At 63.8% G+C, this 26,467-nt stretch carries 25 protein-coding genes and 2 pseudogenes; 13 read left to right on the forward strand and 14 right to left on the reverse strand.

Annotation, left to right across the window (positions count from 1 at the left end):
- Positions 1 to 4: 4 nt before the first annotated feature.
- Positions 5 to 6,301, reverse strand: coding sequence for a HAMP domain-containing protein (locus IVA92_RS27275; protein WP_247279144.1), 6,297 nt, complete (start codon positions 6,299 to 6,301; stop codon positions 5 to 7).
- 282 nt (positions 6,302 to 6,583) lie between these two features.
- On the opposite strand from IVA92_RS27275, the gene IVA92_RS27280 reads away from it, so the two are divergent.
- Positions 6,584 to 6,877 (forward strand): hypothetical protein, encoded by a 294-nt coding sequence (locus IVA92_RS27280; RefSeq protein ID WP_247279145.1) that lies wholly within the window; start codon positions 6,584 to 6,586, stop codon positions 6,875 to 6,877.
- Between the two features lie 7 nt (positions 6,878 to 6,884).
- Here IVA92_RS27280 and IVA92_RS27285 read toward each other — a convergent pair whose 3' ends face one another.
- Complete coding sequence (locus tag IVA92_RS27285; protein ID WP_247279146.1) at positions 6,885 to 7,397, reverse strand: DUF4142 domain-containing protein; 513 nt, start codon at positions 7,395 to 7,397, stop codon at positions 6,885 to 6,887.
- A 93-nt stretch (positions 7,398 to 7,490) separates the two neighbouring features.
- Between IVA92_RS27285 and IVA92_RS27290 the strand changes: the two genes are divergently transcribed.
- The 3 genes from IVA92_RS27290 to IVA92_RS27295 all read left to right on the forward strand — a co-directional run bounded on the left by IVA92_RS27290 (position 7,491) and on the right by IVA92_RS27295 (position 8,218).
- Entirely contained in the window at positions 7,491 to 7,685 is a 195-nt protein-coding gene (locus IVA92_RS27290) for a hypothetical protein (RefSeq protein WP_247279147.1), read from the forward strand.
- A 118-nt stretch (positions 7,686 to 7,803) separates the two neighbouring features.
- Complete coding sequence (locus IVA92_RS35830) at positions 7,804 to 7,935, forward strand: hypothetical protein (RefSeq protein ID WP_256464595.1); 132 nt, start codon at positions 7,804 to 7,806, stop codon at positions 7,933 to 7,935.
- Positions 7,936 to 8,014: 79 nt separating this feature from the next.
- On the forward strand, positions 8,015 to 8,218 hold the full coding sequence (locus IVA92_RS27295; RefSeq protein WP_247279148.1) for a hypothetical protein: 204 nt from the start codon (positions 8,015 to 8,017) through the stop codon (positions 8,216 to 8,218).
- A gap of 135 nt (positions 8,219 to 8,353) precedes the next feature.
- Here IVA92_RS27295 and IVA92_RS27300 read toward each other — a convergent pair whose 3' ends face one another.
- From IVA92_RS27300 to IVA92_RS27335, 8 genes and pseudogenes are all read right to left on the reverse strand, one after another.
- Positions 8,354 to 8,602, reverse strand: coding sequence for a hypothetical protein (locus tag IVA92_RS27300; RefSeq protein WP_247279149.1), 249 nt, complete (start codon positions 8,600 to 8,602; stop codon positions 8,354 to 8,356).
- 234 nt (positions 8,603 to 8,836) lie between these two features.
- Positions 8,837 to 9,355, reverse strand: a complete 519-nt coding sequence (locus tag IVA92_RS27305) for a DUF3147 family protein (RefSeq protein WP_247279150.1) — start codon at positions 9,353 to 9,355, stop codon at positions 8,837 to 8,839.
- Complete coding sequence (locus tag IVA92_RS27310; RefSeq protein WP_247279151.1) at positions 9,355 to 9,702, reverse strand: DUF3147 family protein; 348 nt, start codon at positions 9,700 to 9,702, stop codon at positions 9,355 to 9,357. The genes IVA92_RS27305 and IVA92_RS27310 overlap by 1 nt, the downstream gene beginning before the upstream one ends.
- A complete protein-coding gene (locus IVA92_RS27315) occupies positions 9,699 to 10,286 on the reverse strand; it encodes a phosphatase PAP2 family protein (protein ID WP_247279152.1) in 588 nt (195 codons plus the stop codon). The genes IVA92_RS27310 and IVA92_RS27315 overlap by 4 nt, the downstream gene beginning before the upstream one ends.
- Before the next feature lie 96 nt (positions 10,287 to 10,382).
- A pseudogene (locus IVA92_RS27320) lies at positions 10,383 to 10,553 on the reverse strand (NAD(P)-dependent oxidoreductase); the annotation flags it as partial.
- A gap of 401 nt (positions 10,554 to 10,954) precedes the next feature.
- A complete protein-coding gene (locus IVA92_RS27325; protein WP_247279153.1) occupies positions 10,955 to 11,506 on the reverse strand; it encodes a DUF4142 domain-containing protein in 552 nt (183 codons plus the stop codon).
- Between the two features lie 85 nt (positions 11,507 to 11,591).
- Complete coding sequence (locus IVA92_RS27330; RefSeq protein ID WP_130212842.1) at positions 11,592 to 11,819, reverse strand: hypothetical protein; 228 nt, start codon at positions 11,817 to 11,819, stop codon at positions 11,592 to 11,594.
- An 8-nt stretch (positions 11,820 to 11,827) separates the two neighbouring features.
- Positions 11,828 to 13,615, reverse strand: a complete 1,788-nt coding sequence (locus IVA92_RS27335; protein ID WP_247279154.1) for a thiamine pyrophosphate-requiring protein — start codon at positions 13,613 to 13,615, stop codon at positions 11,828 to 11,830.
- 144 nt (positions 13,616 to 13,759) lie between these two features.
- On the opposite strand from IVA92_RS27335, the gene IVA92_RS27340 reads away from it, so the two are divergent.
- The 8 genes and pseudogenes from IVA92_RS27340 to IVA92_RS27375 all read left to right on the forward strand — a co-directional run bounded on the left by IVA92_RS27340 (position 13,760) and on the right by IVA92_RS27375 (position 21,609).
- On the forward strand, positions 13,760 to 14,134 hold the full coding sequence (locus tag IVA92_RS27340) for a PRC-barrel domain-containing protein (RefSeq protein ID WP_247279330.1): 375 nt from the start codon (positions 13,760 to 13,762) through the stop codon (positions 14,132 to 14,134).
- A 14-nt stretch (positions 14,135 to 14,148) separates the two neighbouring features.
- Entirely contained in the window at positions 14,149 to 14,307 is a 159-nt protein-coding gene (locus IVA92_RS27345) for a hypothetical protein (RefSeq protein ID WP_247279155.1), read from the forward strand.
- A gap of 191 nt (positions 14,308 to 14,498) precedes the next feature.
- Complete coding sequence (locus IVA92_RS27350) at positions 14,499 to 15,653, forward strand: HlyD family secretion protein (RefSeq protein WP_247279156.1); 1,155 nt, start codon at positions 14,499 to 14,501, stop codon at positions 15,651 to 15,653.
- Positions 15,650 to 17,268: pseudogene (locus IVA92_RS27355) on the forward strand (DHA2 family efflux MFS transporter permease subunit). The gene IVA92_RS27350 and the pseudogene IVA92_RS27355 overlap by 4 nt, the downstream one beginning before the upstream one ends.
- Before the next feature lie 98 nt (positions 17,269 to 17,366).
- Complete coding sequence (locus tag IVA92_RS27360; RefSeq protein ID WP_247279157.1) at positions 17,367 to 18,368, forward strand: nitronate monooxygenase family protein; 1,002 nt, start codon at positions 17,367 to 17,369, stop codon at positions 18,366 to 18,368.
- A gap of 104 nt (positions 18,369 to 18,472) precedes the next feature.
- A complete protein-coding gene (locus IVA92_RS27365) occupies positions 18,473 to 18,892 on the forward strand; it encodes a hypothetical protein (RefSeq protein WP_247279158.1) in 420 nt (139 codons plus the stop codon).
- A 190-nt stretch (positions 18,893 to 19,082) separates the two neighbouring features.
- On the forward strand, positions 19,083 to 20,657 hold the full coding sequence (locus IVA92_RS27370) for an alkaline phosphatase D family protein (protein WP_247279159.1): 1,575 nt from the start codon (positions 19,083 to 19,085) through the stop codon (positions 20,655 to 20,657).
- A 133-nt stretch (positions 20,658 to 20,790) separates the two neighbouring features.
- Complete coding sequence (locus IVA92_RS27375; protein WP_247279160.1) at positions 20,791 to 21,609, forward strand: aldo/keto reductase; 819 nt, start codon at positions 20,791 to 20,793, stop codon at positions 21,607 to 21,609.
- A gap of 67 nt (positions 21,610 to 21,676) precedes the next feature.
- Here the strand turns inward: IVA92_RS27375 and IVA92_RS27380 are convergent, their stop codons facing one another.
- The 4 genes from IVA92_RS27380 to IVA92_RS27395 form a co-directional block, all read right to left on the reverse strand.
- Positions 21,677 to 21,910, reverse strand: coding sequence for a hypothetical protein (locus IVA92_RS27380; RefSeq protein WP_247279161.1), 234 nt, complete (start codon positions 21,908 to 21,910; stop codon positions 21,677 to 21,679).
- An 86-nt stretch (positions 21,911 to 21,996) separates the two neighbouring features.
- Entirely contained in the window at positions 21,997 to 22,449 is a 453-nt protein-coding gene (locus IVA92_RS27385; RefSeq protein ID WP_247279162.1) for a hypothetical protein, read from the reverse strand.
- 315 nt (positions 22,450 to 22,764) lie between these two features.
- The gene (locus IVA92_RS27390) at positions 22,765 to 23,997 is read right to left on the reverse strand and encodes a PLP-dependent aminotransferase family protein (RefSeq protein WP_247279163.1); all 1,233 of its coding nucleotides are present in this window, start codon (positions 23,995 to 23,997) and stop codon (positions 22,765 to 22,767) included.
- 52 nt (positions 23,998 to 24,049) lie between these two features.
- Complete coding sequence (locus tag IVA92_RS27395) at positions 24,050 to 24,577, reverse strand: DUF3124 domain-containing protein (protein ID WP_247279164.1); 528 nt, start codon at positions 24,575 to 24,577, stop codon at positions 24,050 to 24,052.
- Positions 24,578 to 24,644: 67 nt separating this feature from the next.
- Between IVA92_RS27395 and IVA92_RS27400 the strand changes: the two genes are divergently transcribed.
- Positions 24,645 to 26,375 (forward strand): cation:proton antiporter, encoded by a 1,731-nt coding sequence (locus IVA92_RS27400; protein WP_247279165.1) that lies wholly within the window; start codon positions 24,645 to 24,647, stop codon positions 26,373 to 26,375.
- Positions 26,376 to 26,467 lie beyond the last annotated feature (92 nt).

Raw genomic sequence — 26,467 nt, forward strand, 5'->3', positions numbered from 1 at the left:
CAACTCAGCGGTGCAGCCACATGCGGATCGCAAGCAGCAATTGATCGGTGTTGACGGGTTTGGCGAGATAGTCGGACGCGCCGGCCTCCAGGCATTTCTCACGATCACCCTTCATCGCTTTGGCGGTCAGCGCGATGATCGGCAATCGCGCGAAGGCCGGGTTCTCGCGGATCACACCCATGGTCTGATAGCCATCCATCTGCGGCATCATGATGTCCATCAGCACGATGGCGATTTCCGGATTGGATTCGACCAGCGCGACCGCCTCGCTGCCGGTCGTGGCCGTCAACACCTTCATGCCGCGCCGTTCCAACACGCTCGACAGCGCGAAGATGTTACGGGCATCGTCGTCGACGAGCAGGGCCGTCTTGCCGATCAGGTCCTCGTCGGAACTGTTCAGCTTCTCCAGCATGCGCTGCTTCTCGACCGGTAGTTCCGTGATGACACGGTGCAGGAACAGCGCGGTCTCGTCGAGCAGGCGCTCCGGCGATTCCACGCCCTTGACCACGATGCTGCGCGCCATGGTGTGGAGTTCTGCATCCTCCTCCGCCGAGAGCTCGCGGCCGGTGAACACCACGACCGGAATGTTCGACAGCGCCTCGTCATTGCGGATCTCGTCGAGCACCTCGAAGCCGCTCATGTCCGGCAGCCGCAGGTCGAGCACCACGCAATCGCAAGGCTGCTCGCGCAGCGTCGAGAGCGCGCCGGCACCGGTGTCGGTAACCACGATCTCGATGTCGTCGTGGTGCAGCAGCTCGCGGATCGAGAGTTGTTCGGCCTCGTTGTCCTCGACGATCAGGAGTCGCTTGCGCCGCGGCCGCGCATATTCCTTGATCTGCGTCAGCGCGGCGGAGACGCCTTCCGTCGTCGTCGGCTTGTTGACGAAGGAGAAGGCCCCCCGCGCCAGCGCGTGCTGGCGGTCCTCGTCGAGCGTGATGATCTGGACGGGAATGTGGCGGGTCAGCGGATTGTGCTTGAGCTGGCTCAGCACCGTCCAGCCCAGCACGTCGGGCAGGAACACGTCGAGGGAGACGGCCGTCGGCTGGTACTGTTTGGCGAGCTCCAGCGCTTCGGCACCGCGGGCCGCAACCAGGACCTTGAAGCCCTTGTCGCGGGCGAGATCGACCAGCACGCGCGCATAGTGCGGATCGTCCTCCACAATCAGGAGGATGGTGTCGCCCGGCTCGATGTTGAGGCGGTCGTCGGGAAGCTGCTCGATGACGCGCTGCTGGTCAGGCGCGGCCGGCTGTAGCGCCGGCGGCTGGGTGTGTTGCTGTGGCGCGGGCGCAGCACGCGGTGCGAGCGTCGGGCCGGAATATTTCAACGGCAGATAAATCGTGAAGGACGAGCCCTTGCCCGGCGAACTGCGCAGGTGGATTTCGCCGCCCAGTAGGCTTGCGAGCTCGCGGCTGATCGCAAGCCCGAGGCCCGTGCCGCCATATTTGCGGCTGGTGCCGGCGTCAGCTTGTTGGAACGCTTCGAAGATCAGTTTCTGCTTCTCCAGGGGAATGCCGATGCCGGTATCGGACACCTCGAACGCGATCACGGCTGGTGCGGAGTTCAGTACCGGATGATCCGTCCCCCAGCCGCCGACCGCGCTGGCGACCTTCAGGCGCACCTCGCCTTCGGCGGTGAACTTGAAGGCATTGGAGAGCAGGTTCTTCAGCACCTGTTGCAGGCGCTTGGAGTCGGTGACGATGCTGCGGGGCAGGTTCGGATCGATGTCGATCTTGAACGACAGATTGCGGTTTTCCGCCTCGTGCCGGAACGGCCGGCCCACGGTCTCGAGCAGATTCGCGGTCAGGATTTCCTCGGCGTCGACCGTGACCGTGCCGGACTCGATTTTGGACAGATCGAGAATGTCGCTGATGAGATTGAGCAGGTCGGTGCCGGCGCCGTGGATGGTGCGGGCGAATTCGACCTGCTTGGCCGAGAGGTTGCCGTCCGGATTGTCGGTGAGCTGCTGTCCGAGGATCAGGATCGAGTTCAGCGGCGTGCGCAGCTCGTGGCTCATATTGGCCAGGAATTCGGACTTGTACTTCGAAGTTAGCGCGAGCTCGGTCGCCTTTTCCTCCAGCGCGCGGCGGGCCTGCTCGATCTCCTGGTTCTTGCGCTCGACCTCGACGTTGCGCTCGGCGAGCTGCTGCGCCTTCTGTTCGAGCTGGTCGTTGGTTTGCTGCAATTCGCGCTGCTGCGTCTGCAGCTCGCCGGCGAGCTGCTGCGACTGCTTGAGCAGGCCTTCGGTCTGCATCGTCGCCTCGATCGAGTTGAGCACGATGCCGATGGAGTCGGTGAGCTGCTCCAGGAACGTCATCTGCGATGTCGTGAACGATGTCAGCGAAGCAAGTTCGATCACGGCCTTGACCTGGCTCTCGAACAGCACCGGCAGCACCACCAGGTTCTTCGGCGCGACACGAAGCAGCGCCGAGTTGATCGGCACCACGTCAGGCGGAATGTCGGCGACCACGCGCGGCCGCTTGTCGAGGGCGCACTGGCCGATCAGGCCTTCGCCGAACTGAAGCACGCGCTGATAGGGATAGATGCCGTCGCTGGCGTAAGAAGCGAGCAGCAGGAGCTGCGGATCGTTCTCGTTCTCGACCTGGTAGATCACGCCGGTATGGGCGTTCACCAGTGGCGACAATTCGGTGAGCAGCAGCCGGCCGACGGTGGTGAGGTCACGCTGGCCCTGGAGCATGTTGGTGAATTTCGCGAGGTTGGTCTTCAGCCAGTCCTGCTCGGTGTTCACGTCCGTCGTCAGACGGAGATTCGTGATCATCGTGTTGATGTTGTCTTTCAGCTCAGCGACTTCGCCGCGGGCGTCGACCTGGATCGAGCGCGTCAGGTCGCCTTTGGTCACGGCAGTCGCGACTTCCGCGATCGCGCGCACCTGTGAGGTCAGGTTGGCCGCGAGCAGGTTGACGTTGCCGGTCAGGTCCTTCCAAGTGCCGGCGGCGCCGGGCACGTTGGCCTGGCCGCCGAGGCGGCCCTCGACGCCGACCTCGCGCGCCACCGACGTCACCTGATCGGCGAAGGTAGCAAGCGTCTCGGTCATGTTGTTGATGGTGTCGGCGAGCGCCGCGACCTCGCCCTTCGATTTCACGGTGAGGTTCTGCTTCAGATCGCCGTTGGCGACGGCTGTGACGACCTTGACGATGCCGCGGACCTGTTCGGTCAGGTTTGCCGCCATGAAGTTCACCGTGTCGGTGAGATCCTTCCAGGTGCCGGCGACGCCGGGCACCTGCGCCTGTCCGCCGAGCTTGCCTTCGGTGCCGACCTCGCGCGCCACGCGCGTGACTTCGCCGGCGAAGGCATTGAGCTGGTCCACCATGGTGTTGATGGTGTTCTTCAGCTCGAGGATTTCGCCCTTCACGTCGACCGTGATCTTGCGCGAGAGGTCGCCGCGCGCGACCGCCGTGGTGACTTCGGCGATGTTGCGGACTTGCGTGGTGAGGTTCGCGGCGAGCAGGTTGACGTTGTCGGTGAGGTCCTTCCAGGTGCCGCCGACGCCGGGCACGACGGCCTGACCGCCGAGCCGGCCTTCGGTGCCGACCTCGCGCGCCACGCGCGTGACTTCGGCGGCGAAGGAGCGGAGCTGCTCGACCATGGTATTCAGCGTGTCCTTCAAGAGAAGGATTTCGCCGCGCACATCCACCGTGATCTTCTTCGAGAGGTCGCCGCCGGCGATCGCGGTCGCGACCTCGGCGATGTTGCGGACCTGGGCCGTCAGGTTGGAGGCCATGAAGTTGACGTTGTCGGTGAGGTCCTTCCAGGTGCCGGCGACGCCGGGCACTTCGGCCTGACCGCCGAGCTTGCCTTCGGTGCCGACCTCGCGAGCCACGCGCGTGACCTCGCCCGCAAAGCCATTGAGCTGGTCCACCATGGTATTGATGGTGTTCTTCAGCTCGAGGATTTCGCCCTTCACGTCCACCGTGATCTTGCGCGACAAGTCGCCTCGCGCCACGGCGGTGGTGACTTCGGCGATGTTGCGGACCTGGGCCGTGAGGTTGCCCGCCATCGAGTTCACGCTGTCGGTGAGGTCCTTCCAGGTGCCGGCGACGCCGGGCACGTTGGCTTGACCACCCAGGCGGCCTTCGGTGCCGACCTCGCGCGCCACGCGCGTCACCTCGCCCGCGAAGCGGTTGAGCTGGTCGACCATCGTGTTCAGGGTGTCCTTGAGCTGTAGGATCTCGCCGCGCACGTCCACGGTGATCTTGCGCGAGAGATCGCCGCCGGCGATCGCGGTCGCGACTTCGGCGATGTTGCGCACCTGGGCGGTCAAATTGCCCGCCATCGAGTTCACGGAATCGGTCAGATCCTTCCAGGTGCCGGCGACGCCGGGCACGCCGGCCTGGCCGCCGAGCTTGCCGTCGGTGCCGACCTCGCGGGCGACGCGCGTCACTTCGCCGGCGAAGGCGTTGAGCTGGTCCACCATGGTGTTGAGCGTTTCCTTCAGCTGAAGGATTTCGCCCGATACGTTCACGGTGATCTTCTTCGACAAATCGCCCTTCGCCACCGCGGTCGCGACTTCGGCGATGTTGCGGACCTGTCCGGTCAGGTTCGAGGCCATCGAATTGACGCTATCGGTGAGGTCTTTCCAGGTGCCGCCGACGCCGCGCACGACGGCCTGGCCGCCGAGCTTGCCTTCGGTGCCGACCTCGCGCGCCACGCGCGTCACCTCACCGGCGAAGGCGTTGAGCTGGTCCACCATGGTGTTGATGGTGTCCTTCAGCTCCAGGATCTCGCCGCGCACGTCCACGGTGATCTTCTTCGACAGGTCGCCGCCGGCGACCGCCGTTGTCACCTCCGCGATGTTGCGGACCTGCGCAGTCAGGTTCGAGGCCATCGAGTTGACGCTCTCGGTCAGGTCCTTCCAGGTGCCGGCGACGCCGAGCACGTTGGCCTGACCGCCGAGCCGCCCCTCGGTGCCGACCTCGCGGGCGACGCGCGTCACTTCGCCGGCGAAGGCGTTGAGCTGATCGACCATCGTGTTGAGCGTCTCCTTCAGCTGAAGGATCTCGCCCGAGACGTTGACGGTGATCTTCTTCGACAGATCGCCGCTCGCGATCGCGGTGGCGACATCGGCGATGTTGCGGACCTGTGCGGTCAGGTTCGACGCCATGAAGTTGACGTTGTCGGTGAGGTCCTTCCAGGTGCCGGCGACGCCGGGCACCTGGGCCTGGCCGCCGAGCTTGCCTTCGGTACCGACCTCGCGTGCGACGCGTGTCACTTCGGAGGCGAACGAATTGAGCTGGTCCACCATGGTGTTGATGGTGTCTTTCAGCTCCAGGATCTCGCCGCGCACATCCACGGTGATCTTGCGCGACAGGTCGCCGCGCGCCACGGCAGTCGTCACGTTGGCGATGTTGCGCACCTGGGCGGTCAGATTACCGCACATCGCGTTGACGCTATCGGTGAGGTCCTTCCAGGTGCCGGCGACGCCGGGCACGATCGCCTGGCCGCCGAGCTTGCCGTCGGTGCCGACCTCGCGCGCCACGCGCGTCACTTCGGAGGCGAAGGAGCGGAGCTGATCCACCATCGTGTTGATGGCTTCCTTGAGCTGGAGGATTTCGCCGCGGACGTCGACGGTGATCTTCTTCGACAGGTCGCCATTGGCGACCGCGATCGTCACCTCGGCGATGTTGCGAACCTGGTTGGTCAGGTTGTTCGCCATCGAGTTGACGCTCTCGGTGAGGTCCTTCCAGACGCCGGTCACCTCGGGCACCTGAGCCTGGCCGCCGAGCTTGCCTTCGGTGCCGACCTCGCGCGCCACGCGCGTCACCTCGGAGGTGAACACGCCGAGCTGCTTGATCATGGTGTTAACGATGGTCGCCGACTGCAAGAACTCGCCGCGCAGGGGGCGGCCGTCGACGTCGAGCTTGACGGTCTGGAGCAGATCGCCTTGCGCCACCGCCGCGACTGCACGCGTCACCTCACGGGTCGGCCACAACAGGTCATCGATCAGCGTGTTGACGGACCCTTCCATGTCGGCCCAAGAGCCAGATGCGAGGCCGAATTTCACGCGCTGGCGGGTCTTGCCCTCGCGGCCGACCACCTGGCCGACCAGCTCGAGCTGCTGCGCCATGCGCTGATTGGCGGCGATGATTTCGTTAAAGGTGTCGGCGATCTTACCGTCGATGCCGAGATAATCGCCGCTCATCCGCACGGAGAAATCGCCGCTGCGCATTGCCTGCAAAGCGAGCAGCAATTCCGCCCGGGAATCCGGATCCGACGTACCGTTGGTCTTTGGCTTTGGGACGCGACGACCGGAGCGTGATGCAGTTCCGGGATCGAGGTCGCTCATACTGATTCCCCCGCAGGCGCCGGCCGAATCTATGGCAAGACGCGTTTGGTCAAAATAGAGCGTCAGCCAAATTCGAAATCAAGCGCCAAGGTTGCGGCGCACCGAAAATGGAACCTGCTTTGCTCAGCCCAATAGCATTAACTGCGAACAGTCGGATCGGTTCCACGAAAATTCCGAGAATTCGGCCCTCGGCGGACACCATGGATTAGCGCCTCGCGCACCACGCCTTTCGGAACGGAGCGGCACCCCTGCGGTTAGCCCGCAAAGATAGGGAGAGCGCAGATGAAAGCTGGATTGGCCGTGGTGGTCGTCATGTTGCTTGCCGGATCGGCCTTCGCCCAGGGCGGGGCGCCCAGCGGCCGAGGGGCCGTGACGGGCGATCCCGCCGCCAGCTCGGCCACGCCTCAGGCGGATACGCCGACCACGGGGACGGCGACCCGATCCAACCCGAGCGGGAGCGGCACGTCCACCTCGGGCGGCAGGGATGACAATGGCGATGCGGGCCGGGACAGGATGCCGGAGAGCAACCGGACTGTGCGGCCGGAGAGTCAGCAACATCATCCGAACGACAAATAAAAGACGGCTACTTGTCCGCCATAGTGCGCTCGGCCGCCTTGACCTGCGCACGCAGCGTCGGGAGCTGCTCGCGCGCCAGCGCTGCAAGCGCAGGATTGTCGGGCGCCTTCAGATAGCGTTCGAGCAGGTTGATGGCCGCTTCATATTCGGGAATCTGCGAGGCATAAAAGCTTCGGACGTAAGTTGGTCCGTCCGAAGTTTCGGGTTCGACGAGGCTCGCGCTCGCCGAGGCGGTCTTGCTGACGCGCGGCTCCGCACCGATGGTCTCTTGGATCTGTTTCAGCGCCTTGTCGCGCTTGGCCGCTTCTTCGGCGCGTAGCGCGGCAAGGTTCTTGACCTCCGTGTTGCCCTTCAGGTCGGTGCTCTCAAGCAGACCCTGCTGGAAGCGGCTGAAGGCGTAGAGGCCGCTGATGACGTCGATTGCGCTCGGCGTGGGCTCACCAAGCTGTCGCTCGCCAGTGCTATCGGCAGGCGCTGCGGTGCTGACGCACACCAGGACTATCGCGACGAGAACTCGCATCGATATCAATGACGGATGACGTGCGAAGTTCCCCGAACGTTACGATCCGGTAAGGGCATTGCGACCCGAGAGTTCCGCCCCCACGTCTTCGGTATGAAACAGTCTGACATTTTCAGGGACAACGCCGACAATTGTCTTCAGCTCGCCGAGCGCGCGGAAGGGCAACCCGCTTATAAGCGCTATTCGCGCATGGCGGATGCCTGGACTGCACTTGCGAGGGAGCAGGATTGGCTCGATGGAGAAATCCCGCCCGTGAGGGTCCATATCCCTCAAAAGCTGGATAGGTAGACGCTCTCGTCCTGGTGAAGCCGCGTGTGAGACCGCGCACGGAATGCAAGAGACCAATCCAGGATCATCCGTGAGTAGTCGATCGCGTTGCTTTTCGATTCCAGAAGGAGGTTTCGCAATGGCTCCACGTCTGGTTCTTCTTTCACTGATTCTCGCTTTTGGCGTTTCGGTCGCCTTCGCGACGGTCACGACCGTGCGGCAGGTGCATCTGGAAAATGCATCGGCTGCGGTCCACTCGGCGCGCAGTTAGCGTCGGGGGCTCCCGCCCGGAACAATCGACGTGCCCGCGCGTAACCGCTGCGAAACATCAAGAGAGGCGAGAGCAGATCATGGCCCATTCCGACCACGGAATCGTCAAGGACAAGCGGGCGGAGGAGCAGCCGCGTGACAAGCAGCGTGCGCAATCCGTGCACAAGAGCGATCCCAAAGGCTCACCGTCGCGGGAAGCGACACGCGATCCCAAGCTGAACGACAATGGCAAAACACCGGGCGCCGGCGCGATGCCTGACGATTCAGGAGATGCAACAGGCTAGTTCTCGGGAGGAACGAATCTCCGCGGGAAGAGTCGACGGATTGCTTCCGGTTGTCATGCCCCCGGTGCGCCGGAAGCAATCTCCAAGGACGGCCCTGGCACCCCCGTGCCGGGGTCGTTTGTTTTGTGGACCGTCCTATGGGTTAGTCTCGCCGTCCGGCTCGCCCTGAACATGTCCGCCGGGTCCGCGGCCGAATACGCCGAAATTGCTCGACTTCACGCCGGCTGCCGGATCGACATCCGCTGCGGCCAGCCCGAACTTGAGGAGTTCGCGGACCGCTGCCGCTCGGGTCGGCATGCGATGTTTGAACCGGAAATCGTCAACAGCGGTCAACTCTTCCGGCGAGAGCATGACCTGAAGGCGTTCGGCGCGAAGGTCGTTCATGGTCGATCATGCAAATTGAGCAAGTTGAGTAGTTTACTCAATGGACGAACTAAGTAGGAGTTCCATAAGAGTCAGAAAAATCATCCCTGAAGCTATAAACATCAGCAAAATCAATAATTTGATATTGAGACCAGTTGTGCGCTGGCGCATTTCCTGACGGACGAAGTCAGGTTGTCCCGCGAGCTTTCTGTAGAGACAGAAGCACAGAAGCCGGTGCGTCCGAGCCCCCAGAGGTTATTTAAGGACGTGAGCACCCCGTTTCCTGATGCTACGGCAAGAAGCTCCAGCCGCTCGTTGATCGTGCCCGCGCTCGGGCTGCGGGCGATTTGAGGTGGTGCGCAGCTTCCGCCTCAACCACCATGCTGACACGGCCACCATTACCCAGGCTAGGATGGCGGCCGCGAATGCCCCGGTGATGCTTGCCGACACCACGGCGTAGAAAGCCGCTGCGAACGCTGCGAGGCCGATACTTCCGAGGCCGGCGCCCGCAGCGTCCAACGCTGCGGCCTGCTGCCCGCGTCTTCGCCCGCTGAATCCGGCTTTTTCCTTGGCGCGGCGCTCATGGCGTTCGATCAGCGTCGCGCTGGCACAGAAGATGGCGGGAAGCGCGAGAAACAGTCCGCCGATCGCGAGGCCAAAATGGCTGCCGATGAGGCCTGCCGCTACCGTCGCGAGGCCGCCCAGCACGAAGCGCACCACGTATTCGTACCAATGCGTCTGCTTCAGCGCGGATGATGACAGCTTGACCAGCATCAGGCGGCGCCTCCGAAACCCGCGAGCAGGCCGAAGGCGACCACGAGCCAAACCAAAAATGCGAGGATGGTGGCCGGCAGCGCCGCGAGACGAAATCTCATCAGCAGGTGGCAGACGGCGAGGCTGTAGCAGCCGAGGGCGACAGCGCCGTAGATCATCGTCCAGCTCTCGGCCGCGGCATATTGCGGGCCGTGCTGAACGACCGCGATGCCAAGCGTGGCGAGTGCGACCGACGGCGCCGCGCCGAGAAGCCCGGCAAAGCTCTTCGGCTTGAGCATGTCTCCGAAGATCGCGAAGGCGGAGACGATGAGGCCGCCCGCGACGAAGCGCAGGAGATATTCCGTCATGGCCCTACTCGCGAGGCTTGATGCCGCTGCCGCTGCGATTTTCCGAACGTAAATGGCCTGAACAGTCGCTCGACGACGATTCCGAGGGTGAACCCCGCCACCACGTCGCTGGCCCAATGTGCAAGCACCGCGACGCGCGTCAACGACAGCGCCACGGCAAGGGAGCGCACCAGCCGGCGGGGAGCGGGGGCCAGCAGCCCAGCCGCCGAGGCGAGCGCGCCCATGTGCAGAGCGTGGCCGGACGGAAACGCATCACGTGGCTTTCCGGAGATAGGGATACCGTGCAAATGGCCGCGCAGCGTCAGGCGATCGGGTCTTGTCTGATCGAACACGGACTTTAGCAGGTGCGGGAGCACTGCAGTGGCCACGGAAACTGCCAATACGTGATTTGCAGCAGATCGCGCCTCGGGCCGTCGAAGCTGCGCGTAGAGCCATCCAGCCGCGGCGAGCGCAAGCATCACGTGCTCGTCCGCAGCCCACGTCAAAGTCTGCGCGGTTTGCTCGATGCCCGAATTGGTGTTGTCCGCAATCTCGTGTGCGAGCGCCTGATCGATCCGAGTGGGTTTTACTTCTACGAGGGCCATCGGTCTGGCGAGCTATCCTTCATGACTGTTTTGTAAATTCTGTATGACAATGAAGGTTCCAGCGGGCGCCGTTGCGAGGGCTGTCCCGAGCCCCCTCGCGGCGCCGTAGACATCGCCTGTCGCATAGCTTGCGTCTGCCGCGGCAAGCTGCACGTAGATCGAGGCTAGCTCGCCCGGCTGACCGGGACGACCGAGGGATGTCGTGCCGCCGAACTTTTCCAGCTTCTCCATGATGGCGCCGCCGGACACCTGGAGCGGCATCCAGATCGCTCCGGCGCGACGTGTGGCGGGCGAGCCGGCCGGAGCCTTAGTAGCTGGTCTCGCCATGATCCGGCCGCGGCTCCATGTTGCCGGCAGGGCCGGGCAGGGCTGCGAGTGCTTCTTGAACGGCGGCTTCGGATAGCGGCTGACGGGATTGATCAAGTCGTGCTCAGCTGTGGACGTACGTCCTTCCGCCGTTGCTGTGGACGTACGTCCTTCCGCCGTTGCGGAAGCCAGCGAAGCCGCCGCGAGCGTTCCGCTCGCGGCGTGGCAATGTGCCGGCGCGATATCGAAGTGTTGTCTTGCTGCGCCCTGAGGATCTCCGCATTTGCGACCCAAGGTGCGGAGAATGGCATCGTGGCTCAGACGAGGAGGACGCCGGCGGAGCCGCCGTCCTCGGCCGCTGCCTACTTGGACTGACCGACGCTCGGCGCCTTACCGAGCTCCTTGGCCATGTCGAGATGGTGCTTGAGCGCCGGCAGCGTCTTGCCGGCCCAATCCTTCAACGCGGCATTATCGCCGCCCTTAGCATACCGCTCGAACAGGGAGACGGCGTCCTCATGGGCGCTGACCTGGTAGGAATTGTAGTCGGAACTGAAGTCCTTGCCGGTCGCGCTCTTGAGCTTGTCGAGCTTGCTTTGGTGCGAACTGTCGAGCGCCGTCGGCAGCGTCGCCTGGACCTTGCCGTTGCCGACCAGTCCCTTCAGTTCGCTGCTGGTCTTGGTGTGATCGGTCACCATCTGCTGGGCGAACGATTTCTCCTGCGCATTGCCCTTCTGCTCAGCGAGCTTGCCCGACTCGATCTCGAACATGTCGCTGATGGCGACCTCCTTGACGAAGTCGGCGGTTGCCGGCGCGACGCCGAGTGCCGAATTGACGCCGGTCTTCTCGCCCAGCGATTGGGCCAATGCGGGACCTGCGAGAAGCACGCAAGCAATGGCGACGATGGTTCGTTTCATGGTCCGTCTCTCCAATTGTCGCGCGGCCACCTGCCGCGCCGTGTTGCGCCGATCAACACGCCGCGAGGGCCGAGGTTCCTAACGACTAGTCCGTGGGATTACGCCCGGTGCGCGGGTTGATGGGGTCGGTCGGCTTGCGCCGAAGCCGCTCGGGCAGAAACGGCTCGGCCGGCGCGGCGGTGGCGTCGGCGCGCACGTCGGCATGACGCTGTGCCCGCTCATGCGGTGTCCGGTTGTCGTTGAAATGCCACTTCACGTCGACGCCGTCGACCGGGTCGTTGACGCCGTGCTGAATATCGCGGAAGTCACTCATGGTTCACCTCATTGCTTTCCGGGCAGAATCGATTCCAACACCTGCCGCGCAGCTCCCTTGATCATTCCGCTTTCGTTCGGATCGCCCTTCATCAGGGTGAGCGAGAAATTCTTCGCCTGCTGCAAGGTGATGTGCGGCGGCAGCGGCGGCACCTCGGGATCGGTTTTCACTTCCAGGACGACAGGCATATCGCTCGCCAGCGCCTGCTCCCAGGCCGAGCCGAGCAGCTGGGGACAGTCGACGAAGATGCCGCGCAGGCCGATCAGCTCAGCGAAGCGTGAATAGGAGACGTCAGGAATGCGCTGCGAGGCTTCGAACTTGGGATCGCCGTTGATGATGCGCTGCTCCCAAGTGACCTGGTTGAGGTCTTCGTTATTGAAGACGCAGACGATGAAGTGCGGATCTCGCCAAGACCGCCAGTATTTCGCGGCCGTGATCAACTCGGCCATGTTGTTCATCTGCATGGCGCCGTCGCCGACCAATGCGATCACAGGTCGGTCCGGATGGGCATATTTGGCGGCGAGCGCGTAAGGCACCGCAGCACCCATCGAGGCGAGGCCGCCGGAAAGCGAGGCGGTCATGCCGCGGCGCATCTTCAGGTCGCGCGCAAACCAGTTGGCACAGGAGCCGGAATCGCTGGTGATGATGGCGCGGTCGGGCAGGCGCGGAGACAATTCCCAGGCAACGAGCTGCGGATTGACGGGCGCGGCGGGCTGATGCGCGCGGTCGTCCAGCGTTTTCCACCATGTCGCGACATCCTGCTCGATGGCCTTGCGCCAGGCGCCGTCGCTCTTTGGCGCGAGCCGCGGCAGCAACGCGCGCAATGTGTCGGCGGCATCGCCGACGAGACCGACCTCCATCGGAAAGCGGATCGACATCATGCTGGCATCGATATCGATCTGCACGCCGCGCGCCGCACCTTCCTTGGGCAGGAATTCGGCGTAAGGAAAGGCGGAGCCTATCATCAGCAGCGTGTCGCATTCCATCATCATGTTGTAGCTGGGCTCGGTGCCGAGCAGGCCGATCGAGCCGGTGACCCATGGCAGGTCGTCGGGGAGTGCGGCCTTGCCGAGCAGCGCCTTGGCGCAGCCGGCCGATAGCCGGTCGGCGACCGCGATGACTTCATCGGTGGCGCCAAGCGCGCCGGCCCCGACGAGCATCGCAACCTTATTGCCGGCATTGAGGATGTCCGCCGCGCGGTCGAGATCAGCGTCACGCGGCGTGATGCTGGGCGCGCTGTAGCCGATGCCGGAATGCAACGTGCCGTGCGCACGGGGCGGGTCCTCGTAAGGCTCCTCCTGGATGTCGTTTGGCAGGATGATCGCGGTCGGGACTCGTCTCGCCAGGGCGATCCGCACGCCGCGATCGATCAAGTGCCGGACCTGCGCGGGCGAAGAGGCTTGTGCGACATAGGCGCCGGCGACGTCCTTGAACATCGACACCAGGTCAAGTTCCTGCTGGTAGCTCCCACCCAGCGCATTGCGCGCCTGCTGGCCGACGATGGCGAGCACCGGCTGGTGATCCAGCAGTGCATCGTAGAGGCCAGTGACGAGGTGCGAAGCGCCGGGCCCCGAGGTCGCGATACAGACGCCGAGCTGGCCCGAGAATTTCGCGTAGGCGGTCGCCATGAATGCCGCCATCTCCTCGTGCCGCGCCTGCACGAAGCCGATCCTGCCTTCAGCCCGGTTCATGGCGCCGAACACGCCGTTAATGCCGTCTCCGGGGTAACCGAAGATGTGACGCACGCCCCATTGATGCAGGCGCTGAACGATGAAGTCTGAGACGGTCTGAGACATTAGGGGCGGCTCTCTCGGTTCGGACCTGGTTAGACTCAGAGAACCTGTTGTTTTCGGCGATGTTCCTTGGCTCTTGCGGAACCGCGTCGGAACGATCGCTGACCTCGCGCCGTTGATTCACAAATGGCTGAGTGGAGAATTACGATGCTGAATCAGGGTGAACTGGACCAAAACGAGATGGGCCGGCTGATCGGAAGCGACAAGGTCGAAGGAACATCGGTCTATGGGGCCGATCGAAACCGGATCGGTTCAATCGAACGCGTCATGATCGACAAGATCAGCGGCAAGGTCTCTTACGCAGTGCTTGGCTTCGGCGGATTTCTCGGCCTCGGCAATGATCATTACCCGTTGCCCTGGCAGTCCCTGAAATACGACACCGAGCTTGGCGGCTATGTTACCGCGATTACCGCGAAGGATCTGGAAGGCGCTCCGAAATATGGTGAGAAGGCTGAGTGGAACTGGGGTGATGACGCTGCCGTACGCGGTATCAATGCCTATTACGGCGTCCCCTTCGCGTAACAAAGGACGATGCGATGAGTAAGGAACGGCCGACCGATGATCCCCGGACTCAGAACGACTGGGGTTCGCACAGGCAGACGGACAAGCCTTGGAAGGGCAATCCGGAAAAAGAGCAGGGATCGGACAAAGTAAAGCCCGACCTCGAGAAATGGCACGAGACCAAGACGCACTAACGTCCACTTTCCGTAAGAGCGATCGAGAAGCGCAGCGCGGCGGTGCTGCGCTTTTTCTGAGCACCGCATTCACGAATGACAGCGGTGCTCCAGCAAGTCGGAACCATGCTTCGGCGCTGCGGTTGGGCTGCCGGCGCGCAAGCTTGGCTCAATTGGCTTGCGGCCGGTAGTCCCGACAAAAGGTGGTCAGCGTGGATGCTCAAACCCGGGAGCGTCGGCCGTCCGCGGAGCAGCCGCAGCGGACGAAAGAAGCTCCGAGAACGAATCCTGATCGATCCCGCGACGTCAAAGAGCAGTCGGGCGAACCGGCGCCGCCGTTGCGCCCGAGGCTTCGCCAGCATTGGCTGTTAGCAACTGTCGGCGCCATCGTGCTGATCGCGGCGCTCGTCGGCGGTCTGCTCTGCTGGCTTGAGGTCCGCCATTACGAGTCCACCGACGACGCTTTCGTCGCCTCGCGCAGTTTTTCGGTGGCTTCGAAGGTCGGCGGTTACGTGACCGACATCCCGGTCACAGACAACCAGCACGTCAATGCCGGCGACCTTCTCGCCAAGCTCGACGAGCGCGACTATCGCATCGCCATCGATCAAACCAATGCGCAGGTCGCGGCGGCCAAAGCGAACATCGCCAATGTCGGGGCGCAAATCGACTCCCAGCAGGAGCAGATCAAGCAGGCCCAGGCGCAGCTCGAACAGGCTCAGGCGCAACTCCAGTTCTCGCAGGAAGAATTCGCGCGCGCCCAGGATCTGGCCGAAAAGGGAGCCGGAACCGTGCAGCGCCAGCAACAGACCCGTTCCGACCTTCAGGCGCAGCAGGCCAACACCGAGCGCGCCAAGACCGCGGTGACGGCCGCGCAACTGAGCATCAAATCGCTACAAGCGCAGCTCGAAGGCGCCAAGGCGCAGCTCGGGCAATCGCAGGCGCAGCTCGATCAGGCCAAGCTGAACCTGCAATATACCAGCGTCGTTGCGGCGCAGTCCGGTCGCGTCGTCAAGCTCTCCGGCGCGAAGGGCACATTCGTCACCGCCGGGCAGAGCCTGATGATGTTCGTGCCCGACCAGGTGTGGATCGTGGCCAACTATAAAGAGACCCAGCTCAACGACATGCGGCCGGGCCAGCCGGTAGAGATACGCATCGATGCCTATCCCGGCCGCAAGCTGACCGGCCACGTCGATTCGGTGCAACCGGGTTCGGGCACCGCGTTCAGCCTGCTGCCGGCGGAGAATGCCACCGGCAACTACGTCAAGGTGGTGCAGCGTGTGCCGGTAAAGATCGTGGTCGACAACTGGCCGCCCGATCTGCCGGTCGGACCGGGCATGTCGGTCGTGCCCTGGACCAGGGTGCGATGACGGACGTCGCGCAAGGCGGCGCGGCCGCCGGCGGTTGGTCGCCGGAGCGGTCGGCGGCGGGCGGGCACAATCCCTATCTGATCGCCTTCGTGGTCTCGATCGCGACCTTCATGGAGGTGCTCGACACCACCATCGCCAACGTCGCATTGCGCCACATTGCCGGCGGGCTCGCGGTCGGCATCGACGAGAGCACCTACGTCATCACCAGCTATCTCGTCGCCAACGCCATCGTGCTGTCGATCTCGGGCTGGCTGTCGACCGTGATCGGCCGCAAGCGCTTCTACATGATGTGCGTCGCGACGTTCTCGATCGCGTCGCTCCTGTGCGGCTTCGCCTGGAATTTGCAATCGCTGTACTGTTCCGGATCTTGCAAGGCCTTGGTGGCGGCGGCATGGCGACCAGCGAGCAGGCGATCCTCGCCGATTCCTTCCCACCGCATAAGCGTGGTCAGGCCTTTGCCATCTACGGCGTCGCCGTCGTGGTCGCGCCAGTGATCGGGCCGACGCTCGGCGGCTGGATTACCGATACGTATACTTGGCACTGGGTGTTCCTGATCAACGTTCCCATGGGATTGCTGTCGTTGTTCCTGGTCGGCACGCTGGTCAAAGAGCCGTCGGGCGCAGAGGAGGGGAGGGAGAAGCTGCTCAGCAAGGGTCTGCGTGTCGACTATGTCGGTTTCGCCCTCGTCGCGATCGGGCTCGGCTCGCTCGAATTCGTGCTCGACGAAGGCCAACGCAATGACTGGTTCGGATCGAACATGATCGTCGTCTTCGCGGTGCTCGCGACTGTCTCGCTGCTCTCGCTCATTCCCTGGGAGCTGACGCGGGAGCAGCCCATCGTCGACCTTCGCCTGCTTGGCCGGCGTCAGTTCGCCGCCTGCTTCCTCGTCATGCTCGGCACCGGCGCGGTGCTGATCTCGACGACGCAGCTCCTGCCGCAGCTGCTCCAGACCGAGCTGAACTACACCGCGATGCTGGCCGGTCTCGCGTTGTCGCCCGGTGGCGTCGCGACGCTGGTGCTGATGCCGGTGGTCGGCCGCCTCGTCGGCATCGTGCAGCCGAAATATCTCATCATGTGTGGTGCCGCCATCGTCGCGTTCTCGATGTGGCATCTCACCAGGCTGACCGGCGACATCACCTACGGCTACGCTGCGCTGTCGCGCATCTTCCTTGCGCTCGGTCTCCCCTTCCTGTTCCTGCCGGTGACGACCGCCTCCTATGACGGCATCCCGCCGGACAGGACCAACCAGGCCTCGGCGCTGATCAATGTCGCCCGCAATATCGGCGGCTCCATGGGTGTCGCGCTGGCGCAGACCATTCTGGCGCAGCGCCAGCAATTCCACCAGAGCCGCCTGATCGAGCATGCCGCGCCGTCCGATCTCGGCTACCAGCAGACCATCGACGCCATGACGCGTTACTTCCAAGCGCAGGGCTCCAATGCAAGCGATGCCGCGTCGCAGGCGGTCGCATGGGTCGGCAAAACCTTGCAGCAGCAGATCGACCTCCTCGCCTATATCGACGTGTTCTGGACGCTTGCCATTGTCGCCCTGCTGATGATCCCCACCGCAGCCGTGCTCCGCAGGATCGATTTGCGCGCGCCGGCGCGGGGGCACTGACGGGCTCTCCGCCCCGTTCAGAGAGAAAGGGTGACCGCGGCACGAGACTGCGGCTAGACTGAACCTGACATCAAGCAAAGCCCTGGGAGGAAACTGACGTGAAGACCGCGATCACCGAACTGTTCGGCATCGAGCACCCGATCATCCAGGGCGGCATGCATTTCGTCGGCTTTGCCGAGCTGGCCGCCGCCGTCTCCAATGCCGGCGGGCTCGGCATCATCACCGGGCTCACGCAGAAGACGCCCGAGCTGCTGGCCAAGGAGATCGCGCGCTGCCGCGACATGACGGACAAGCCGTTCGGTGTGAATCTCACCTTCCTGCCGACCTTCTCGGCGCCGCCTTATCCGGAATACATCGCGGCCATCGTCGAAGGTGGCATCAAAGCAGTGGAGACCGCGGGCCGCAGCCCGGAAGCATACATGCCGGCGCTGAAGGCGGCCGGCATCAAGGTCATCCACAAATGCACCTCGGTGCGCCACTCCCTGAAGGCGGAGCGGATCGGCTGCGACGCCGTCAGCGTCGACGGCTTTGAATGCGGCGGCCATCCCGGCGAGGACGACATTCCCAACATGATCCTGCTGCCGCGCGCGGCGGAAGAGTTGAAGATTCCCTTCGTCGCCTCTGGCGGCATGGCCGACGGGCGCAGCCTGGTCGCGGCGTTATCACTCGGCGCAGCCGGCATGAACATGGGCACGCGCTTCATCGCCACCAAGGAAGCGCCGGTGCATCAGAACGTCAAGAACGCGCTGGTCGCCGCCACCGAACTCGACACCCGCCTGATCATGCGGGCGCTGCGCAATACCGAGCGCGTCCTGAAGAACGCCAATGTCGATCGCCTGCTCGAGATCGAGCGCGAGAAGGGCACCAAGCTCACCATCGACGACATTCACGACCAGGTCGCGGGTGTCTATCCCAGGATCATGCTGGATGGTCAGATGGACGCGGGCGCCTGGAGCTGCGGCATGGTCGCAGGCCTCATCCACGACATTCCCTCCTGCAAGGAGCTCGTCGACCGCATCATGAGTGAGGCGGAAACCATCATCCGCAGCCGCCTGATGGGGTTCCTGGATGGGACGGAGACGACGCGAAAAGTCGCCTGACTCCGCCAAACTTCTTAACCACGGCGGCAATTGGCCGCTGGAATTGCGCGTGGCGCCTCCTAAATAGGGCTAAATTACCCCTTCATCAATTTCAGGAGGTGCTCGTGGTCCTGAAAAGCGTTCCCTTTGCAATTGCCGTGGCGCTCGTGCTCGCAGGGGCGGACCTCGCGCATGCTGACGGCTACAAGCCTGACGAATATCTGGGTCTCGATCTGTCCAAGGCCGTACTGTCGCCGAAGCGGCTTGGCCCGGAGACGCAGTTCGCGCCGGTCGCTTTGGAGGCACGCGGCGGCAACGAGGCGCAGGCGCGCGCCGAGCCGATGGACGTGCCGAAGAAGGTTGCCGCCGAACGCGTGCACGTGGCCGAGCCCAAGGTCGGGCATGCCCGGAGCGCCCAGCCGCGCGGTACGGCGCGCACCAAACTCTCACATCGCCACGGCAATCCGCTGGACGCGCAGGCAAGGGACACGCGCATCCAGACCTGGCCGTGCCGCTCCGGCGGCATCTGCAACTGGAAGCGTTAGCCGCAGCGCTGCTGCCTCTTCACCTCGCCTCCGCAAGCGGGCGAGGAAGCGCATCTGCACCGTGGTTACGCTTGCCAGTCGAAACCGTCATGCGCGCGTCGCAAAATCGTAGGCGCGAAGTCAAGAAACCGTCAGGATAGAGTCAAGGAGCGCAGGCACCTTTCGTTGCGATTCGACGAAGGTTTCCTGAATGGCAACGCTCCGCGCCGCGCGGGCCTGGACCCGGCGGCAATTTTTGGTCCATTCAACCTCCAGTCTCGCCGTCGCCTCGCTTGGGACGCTCGCAAAGCCGCATCTCAGTCGCGCTGCCGACCGTCCGCAGATCACGAGCGGCATCCAGTCCGGCGATGTCTCTGGCGGCTCCGCCGTGATCTGGGCGCGCGCCGACCGAGCGGCGCGGATGCAGGTGGAGTGCTCGACCCTCGAGAGCTTCAAGGCGATCGTCGCGTTGGCCTCCGGCGATGCGCTGCCCGAGGCCGATTTCACCTCAAAACTGCTGCTGAAGGATCTGCCTCCCGGGCAGGACATCTTCTATCGCGTCCGCTTCGACGACATCGCGACCGGGATTGCCGGCGAAAGCCGCGTCGGCCATTTTCGCACCGCGCCGGCCGCGGGCCAGTCGATCTCGTTCCTGTGGTCCGGCGACACCGCGGGGCAGGGCTGGGGCATCGACGTCTCGCGTGGCGGATATCGCAGCTATCGCACCATGCTCGACAACCGCCCGGATTTCTTCATCCACTCCGGCGACCACATCTATGCGGACTGCACCATTCCTGCCGAACAAAACCTGCCGAACGGCGAAATTTGGCGCAACATCGTCACCGAGGAAAAATCCGAGGTCGCGCACACGCTGGCGCAGTTCCGCGGCAATTACAAATACAACCACCTCGACGAACACTTTCGCGCCTTCCATGCCGAGGTGCCGATGTTCGCGCAGTGGGACGATCACGAGGTCACCAACGACTGGTCGCCGACCGGCAGCTACGACGCCGCCGGTTACGAGCACGACGGCACGCCGCTCTTGGTCGCGCGCGCCCGCCGCGCGTTCTTCGATTTCATGCCGATCCGCGACGTTGGCGCGCGGCAGGGTCGGGTCTGTCGCAAGATCGCTTACGGCCCGCTGCTCGACGTTTTCATGATCGACATGCGGAGTTATCGCGATGGCACCTGGAATAAGGGAAGCGACCATCGCGGCTGGATCCTCGGCACCGAGCAGCTCGCCTGGTTGAAGCGCGAGCTCGCTGCCTCACGCGCGATCTGGAAGGTGATTGCGGCCGATTTGCCGATCGGCCTGATCAGCCTGGACGCCGTTGCGCTCGGCAGTGGGCCGCCCGACCGGCGTGAGCACGAGATCGCCAATCTGCTGGCGTTCATCAAGCGCGCCGGAATCCGCAACATCGTCTGGCTCACTGCCGATATGCACTACACCGCCGCGCACTACTACGATCCTAACAAGGCGCAATTCCAGGACTTCGATCCGTTCTGGGAGTTCGTCTCCGGCCCGCTGCATGCCGGCACCTGGGGCCCGGGCGAACTCGATGACACCTTTGGTCCGGTCGCAATGTACCAGCACGGCTGTAGCGCTGCGCAGGGCGAGAATCTGGCGCCGTGCTTCGGCTTGCAGTTCTTCGGCCGGGTCGACATCGACGGCCGCAGCGGTGTGATGAGAGTGACCTTGAAGGACGTCGAGAATCGCGATCTCTGGTCAGTCGATATCCAGCCGCAGCAGCAGCCACGACCGGCCGTCGTGGCGCAGCATTCGTAGGCCATTAACTCGATCTTGATTGGCCGCCCGGCGTCTCCCGCGCTATGGTCGCTACTCCCGCCACTTCCTTTCCATCAGCGAAGAGTCTGTCACCGCGCGTCTGGCGCGATGAACTACGTCAGGAGTCTGTTTCATGCACCATCTGCAGACACAGGGCATCAGCATGCCCAAGCTCGGCCTCGGCACCTTCCGCATGCAGGGCGATGCCTGCCGCGCCGCGGTCGAGAGCGCGCTGTCGATTGGCTATCGCCACATCGACACCGCCGAGATGTACGCCAATGAGGAGTCGATCGGTTCGGCCATCGCCGCTTCCCGCCTGCCGCGCGGCGAACTGCACGTCACCACAAAAGTCTGGCACGAGAATCTGGTACCGGAGGCGATCCGTCGCGCTTTCGACGCCAGCCTGAAGAAGCTCAGGCTCGACCATGTCGACCTCTATCTCGTGCACTGGCCGTCGAAATTCGCCAATTGGGGCGCGGTGTTCGAGACCCTGATGAAGCTCAAGGAGGAGGGGCGGACGCGGGCGATCGGCGTTGCGAACTTTACCACCGCGCTGCTCAAGATTGCCGTCGAGGACATCAAGGCGCCAATCGCCTGCAACCAGGTCGAATATCACGCCATGCTCGATCAATCGAAGGTGCTGACCTATCTCAATGCCAGGAGCATCCCGCTGGTCGCCTATTGCCCGCTGGCGCAGGGGCGCTTCGCAATGGATCCGGTGCTGAGCGAGATCGGCGTTAAGCACAACGCGACCGCGGCTCAAGTGGCGCTGAAATGGTTGCTCGATCAAGACGGCGTCGTGGCGATCCCGAAGGCGTCGCGGCGCGAGAGCCAGCAGGCCAATCTCGATGCCCTGAAGATCACGCTCGATGATGCCGACCGCGACAAGATCGCCGCACTGCCGAAGGACAGGCGCTGCGTCAATCCCGGCTTCGCGCCGGCGTGGGATTAGCCCTGGAGTGCTTTCGAACGCGCAGAAAATGGCCCCGCCAGGGGCCATCTCCATGCTGCGTTGCGCTTTAGTCCCAGTGATGGTGGCGATGACTGCGCTTGATGACGACGACCTTGTCGCCGCGATGGTGCCAGCCGCGATGCCAGCCATGGTCACGATGCATGCCGTATTCGGCGTGGGCAGCGTACGGGCCGTGATGATGATGACCGCGCTTGATCACCACCGTCTCGGCGCTCGCCAGCGTCGGCGCTGCGATCACGATCGCGCCGAGAGCTGCAACCACATAACCAAGCTTCTTCATGATGTCCTCCTCCAATCGAATGCACATCTAAACCGTGCATGCACGCGAACGTTCCGGAGGAACGGCGGGAGAATTCTGAACGCCTGTTAATCGCAGCGTTGCTGTGCCGGTGTTGGCGCGCCGGTCGCGACGTATTTGCCGTCTCTGATCGTGTACTCGCCGCGCTCGCTGCGATTGTAGGTCGCGCGCAGGCTGCCATCCTTCTGCAAGAGGAGTCCGAATTCGCGCGTCTGATGGAGCGAGGGGAAGAACATCATCACACCGAGCAGGCCTTCGGCATCGACCGTGGCGGAGACGACCTCGCTCTCGTCCTTGGCTTCGCCGAAGTTGCGCCGGTACATCACCCGGCCGTCCTTCCTGATCTCGTAAGTCAATAGCGCGCCCTTGTCGCGGTCGGGCCGAGCCGCGCAGTCGACGGCCCAAGAGCCGAGCAGGCCCCATTGTTCGACCCTTACCGCAAGCGTCTCGGCACGCGCCGCGGACACGAGTGCGACCCACGGCAGCGCAGCCGCGATCCAGCGGCTCAAGCAACGCGTCATGTCCTGGCAAGCCCTCCGCCTCGTAGAATTCCAAAGAAGAGCATCCCTCACGGCCGCCCACGCTGGCTGCCGATCGCGCGCGAATCGGATCCGGGTCAATGAGGCCGGCCGTTTCCGGGTAGCATGCACTTTCCGAAGGCGAACGTGGATAGACCAATGCTGAATCAAGTCGTCAATCTTGCGGGGCGAAGGGATTTTCGAGCGCTACGTCGCCCAGATCGAGGCCGGTAAGGGCAACGTCTCGGTCTTCCTCTTGCTGCCTCTTGCTGCGGCTAGCCTCCGCATCCGCGGCAGCCAGCCCCAGGTGGCTCGGTATCAGGCCCTCTTCTCGACGTTGGCACTGCGGGCCGGTACGCCAAATTCCTTGCGGCAAACCTCGGCCAGTACGGCGACGCCCTCACGGATCTGCTGATGCGTGGGGCTCGCAAAGCAGAGCCTCAGTCGCGAGCTGGAATGGTTCTTGTTGGTCGACCATTCCGGCCCCGGATTGATCGAGACGCCGGCGGCAAGCGCGGCTTGATACAGTTTGAGCGTATCGACCTGGTCGGGCAGTTTCACCCAGAGGAAGATGCCGCCCTTGGGCTCCTCGAACTCGGCCGCCGTCCCGAACTGCTCGTTGAGGGCCTCCATCAACGTATCGAGCTTGGTGCGCAACGCTTTCGTCAGTGCCGGCACATGGCTCGCGAAATGCGGCTTGCAATAGGTCGCGAGCACCATCTGCTCCAGCGCGCCCGAGCCGGCATCGGTCTTCAGCGCCAGCATCCGCGACATCACATCCCAGGGCGCTACGACGAAGCCGACGCGCAGCGCCGGCGCGATCGATTTCGAGAACGAGCCGATATGGATCACGCCGCCGTTTCGGCTCATGGCATGGATCGCCGGCGGCCGCTGCCCGGACCAGACGAGGTCGGCATAGCAATCGTCTTCGAAGATCGGCACGCCGTATTCGGATGACAGGCGCAGCAGCTCGGCGCGTCGGCTCTCCGGCATGATACTGCCGGTCGGGTTCTGCACGGTCGGAATCGTGTAGATGTATTTCGGCCGGATGCCGCGGCTCTTCAGATCGGCGAGCGTGGAGGCCAGCACGTCCATGCGCATGCCGTCCTTGTCGAGGGGGATGCCCACCACGTTCACGCCGAGCCGCGCCAGGCGGGTCAGCGAGCCCTGATAGCTCTCCTGCTCGAAAATGACGGTGTCGCCGCGCGCTAGCAGCGTGGCGTTGACGAGATCGAGCGCCTGAAGCGAGCCGGAGACGATCAGGAGGTCGTCGACCGTGCAGGTGATGCCGGCATCGCGCTTGAGCTTTGTCACCAGGAATTCGCGCAAGGGCAAATACCCCTGAGGTCCATGCGCCAGCCCATAGGTGGCGAGCGAGCGGCCCTCGCGCTGTAGTGCCAGGTTTGTCGCCTCGATCAGGCCCTCGAGCGGCACCTGTTCGGAGTCGTTGTTGCCGCCGACGAAGCTGTATTTGGCAAGGCCCGTCCAGCGCGCGGAGGGGGCAGGCAGCCCCGCGGGAAACAGGGGTGCGAAGTCGAAGCTGGACGTCATGGGCGTTCCTCGTCTTGTTCTTGTTGGGCGGCCGGCGTTGCACCGGCCTGTCTTACTTCTTGCCGGCCGTCCGGGTCGGACGTCCCTGGCTGATGAAAGCGTAATGCGCATTGGCGACGCCGCCAACCATCAAGGCTTCGACCACGGGCTCGGCGATCTCGCTTGTTGCGGCCCAGTCGACGAGAAAATTGGCTCCGGTCCCGCCGCGTACGTCGTCGGTCGGAATGAAGATCGAGACGGTGGCGAGCGGTCTCAAGGCGACCGGCGCCTTCAGATAGCTCTCGACCTGCTTGCCTGCGGTGTCGAAATAGGCGATGCGTTTGACCACCAGCGGCTGGGTCTCGGAGGCGTTGTGCACGCTCAGCGTCACCGAGAAGTCGACACGCAGCTTGCCCTGGCTCATCGCGACGCTGGAATAGGCGGGCACGTAGAACCCGCCGGATACGGCGAGTTCGTCCTTCGGCAGCGCGGTGAGCGAATCGGCAAAGCTTTGTTCGATACTGATTTTCGATTGCGCGGCGGCGGGCACGGCATAGGCGAGGGGGCATAGCAGCATTGCTGCGAAGAGCCCTTCGCGCATGTGACGAATTGCTCGCTTGCCGCACCGCGACCCATCTCTAGGGTGCGGCAAAACGGACCAATTTGGCATGCACGAGCTCATTCGCGACATCACTCTCTGTATTCTGTTTGCCTGGATGCTGGGCCTGCTCGCCCATTTCTCCCGGCAGCCCCTGATCCTGGCCTACCTTATCGCCGGCTTCTGCATAGGTCCATTCGGCGCCGGCTGGGTCAAATCGCAGGAATCGATCAGCGTCATCTCGGAGCTCGGCCTGATCTTCATGCTGTTCATGATCGGGCTGGAGATCGACCTGAAGAAGATCGTGCGGGCGGGAAAGGTGATCCTGTTCGCGGCAGGCGGCCAGCTGCTCGGGGGCTGCCTGCTCGGGGTTCTGTTCTTCGTCGGCATTGGCTTGTCCCTCGGCGGCGGGCATTTCGATGCGGTCTATCTCTGCGTCGCTTGCGCGTTGTCGAGCACCGTCATCATCGTCAAGGTGCTCTACGAGAAGCGCGAGCTCGACACGCTGCCGGGCCGCATCACCCTCGGCGTGCTGGTGCTCCAGGATATCTTCGCCATCCTGTTCCTGGCGGTGCAGCCGAGCCTGGCTAATCTGCAAGTCAGCGTCATCCTGCTCTCGATCGGCCGCGTCGCGGTGCTGGTCGCTGCCGCGCTGTTGGTCAGCCGCTATGTGCTGCCGCGCCTGTTTCACCAGATCGCCCGGCGGCCCGAGCTGATCCTGCTCGGCGCGCTGGCCTGGTGCTTTCTTGTCGCCGAGATGGCGGAGCGGCTGTCGCTGTCGCGCGAGATGGGCGCCCTGATCGCCGGCGTCTCGCTTTCGACCTTTCCCTATGCGCTCGACGTCACGGCCAAGGTCACCACGCTTCGCGACTTCTTCATCACCCTGTTCTTCGTCGCACTCGGTATGACCATCCCCGTGCCCGGCCTCTCCGTGATCGGGCTCGCTTTGATGATCGCGGCGTTTACCGTGGTGAGCCGGCTCGTCACCACCTTTACCCCGCTTTATCTGATGAAACAGGGGCTGCGCGCCAGCCTGTTGCCGGCCCTCAACCTCGCCCAGATCTCCGAGTTCTCGCTGGTGGTGATCCAGACCGGCATCGCCGACCACCACATCGCAGCCGAGACGGCAAACGCGGCCTCCTTTGCCTTCGTGGTTCTGGCCGTGCTCTCGACCTTCGTGATGACGCGCAGTGACGAGATCACCCGCTGGATGATCGGGCCCCTGAAGCGGATTGGCCTGCGCGACCTCGATCATGGCAGTGGCCATGCCGAGGAGGCCCATGAGGGCGGGCACGGCGAGGCCCGCCGCATCGTCATTCTCGGCTTTTTTCGTGCGGCGAGCGCGCTGCTAGCCGAGATCGAGCGGCAGGCTCCGGTGCTGCTGGAGCAGATCACGGTGGTCGATTTCAACCCGAATGTGTACCAGACCCTGCTCTCGCGGGGGCTGCACGTGATCTATGGCGACATCAGCAATGTCGACACGCTCCTTCATGCCGGCATCGGCAAGTCGGAGATCATCATCCTCAGTGTGCCGGATTCGCTGCTGAAAGGCGCCACCAACGAGAAGCTGGTCCGCCACGTCCGCGCGCTCAACCCCACCGCCCTGATCGTGGCCACGGCCGACCTCCTGGCTGACGTCGGCGAGCTCTACGAGGCCGGCGCCAGCTATGTCACGGTGACCCGGCTCAGCGACGCCCACGAGCTGTTCACGGTGATCGAAGCCGCCCAGGCCGGCCTTCTGGCCGACAAGCGCGCCGAGCTCGATCAACGGCTCGGCGAGCGGCGCGAAGTGCTGCCCTGACCGGCCGGCCTTCCTCTCCGGCGCTCGCGGCCTATATCCTTGATATCTTCGCTGCAAGCCTGAATTACCCTGGCAGGCCTGCCGCCCGGCAT

The sequence above is a fragment of the Bradyrhizobium sp. 154 genome, from assembly GCF_023073875.1.
Classification (GTDB): domain Bacteria; phylum Pseudomonadota; class Alphaproteobacteria; order Rhizobiales; family Xanthobacteraceae; genus Bradyrhizobium.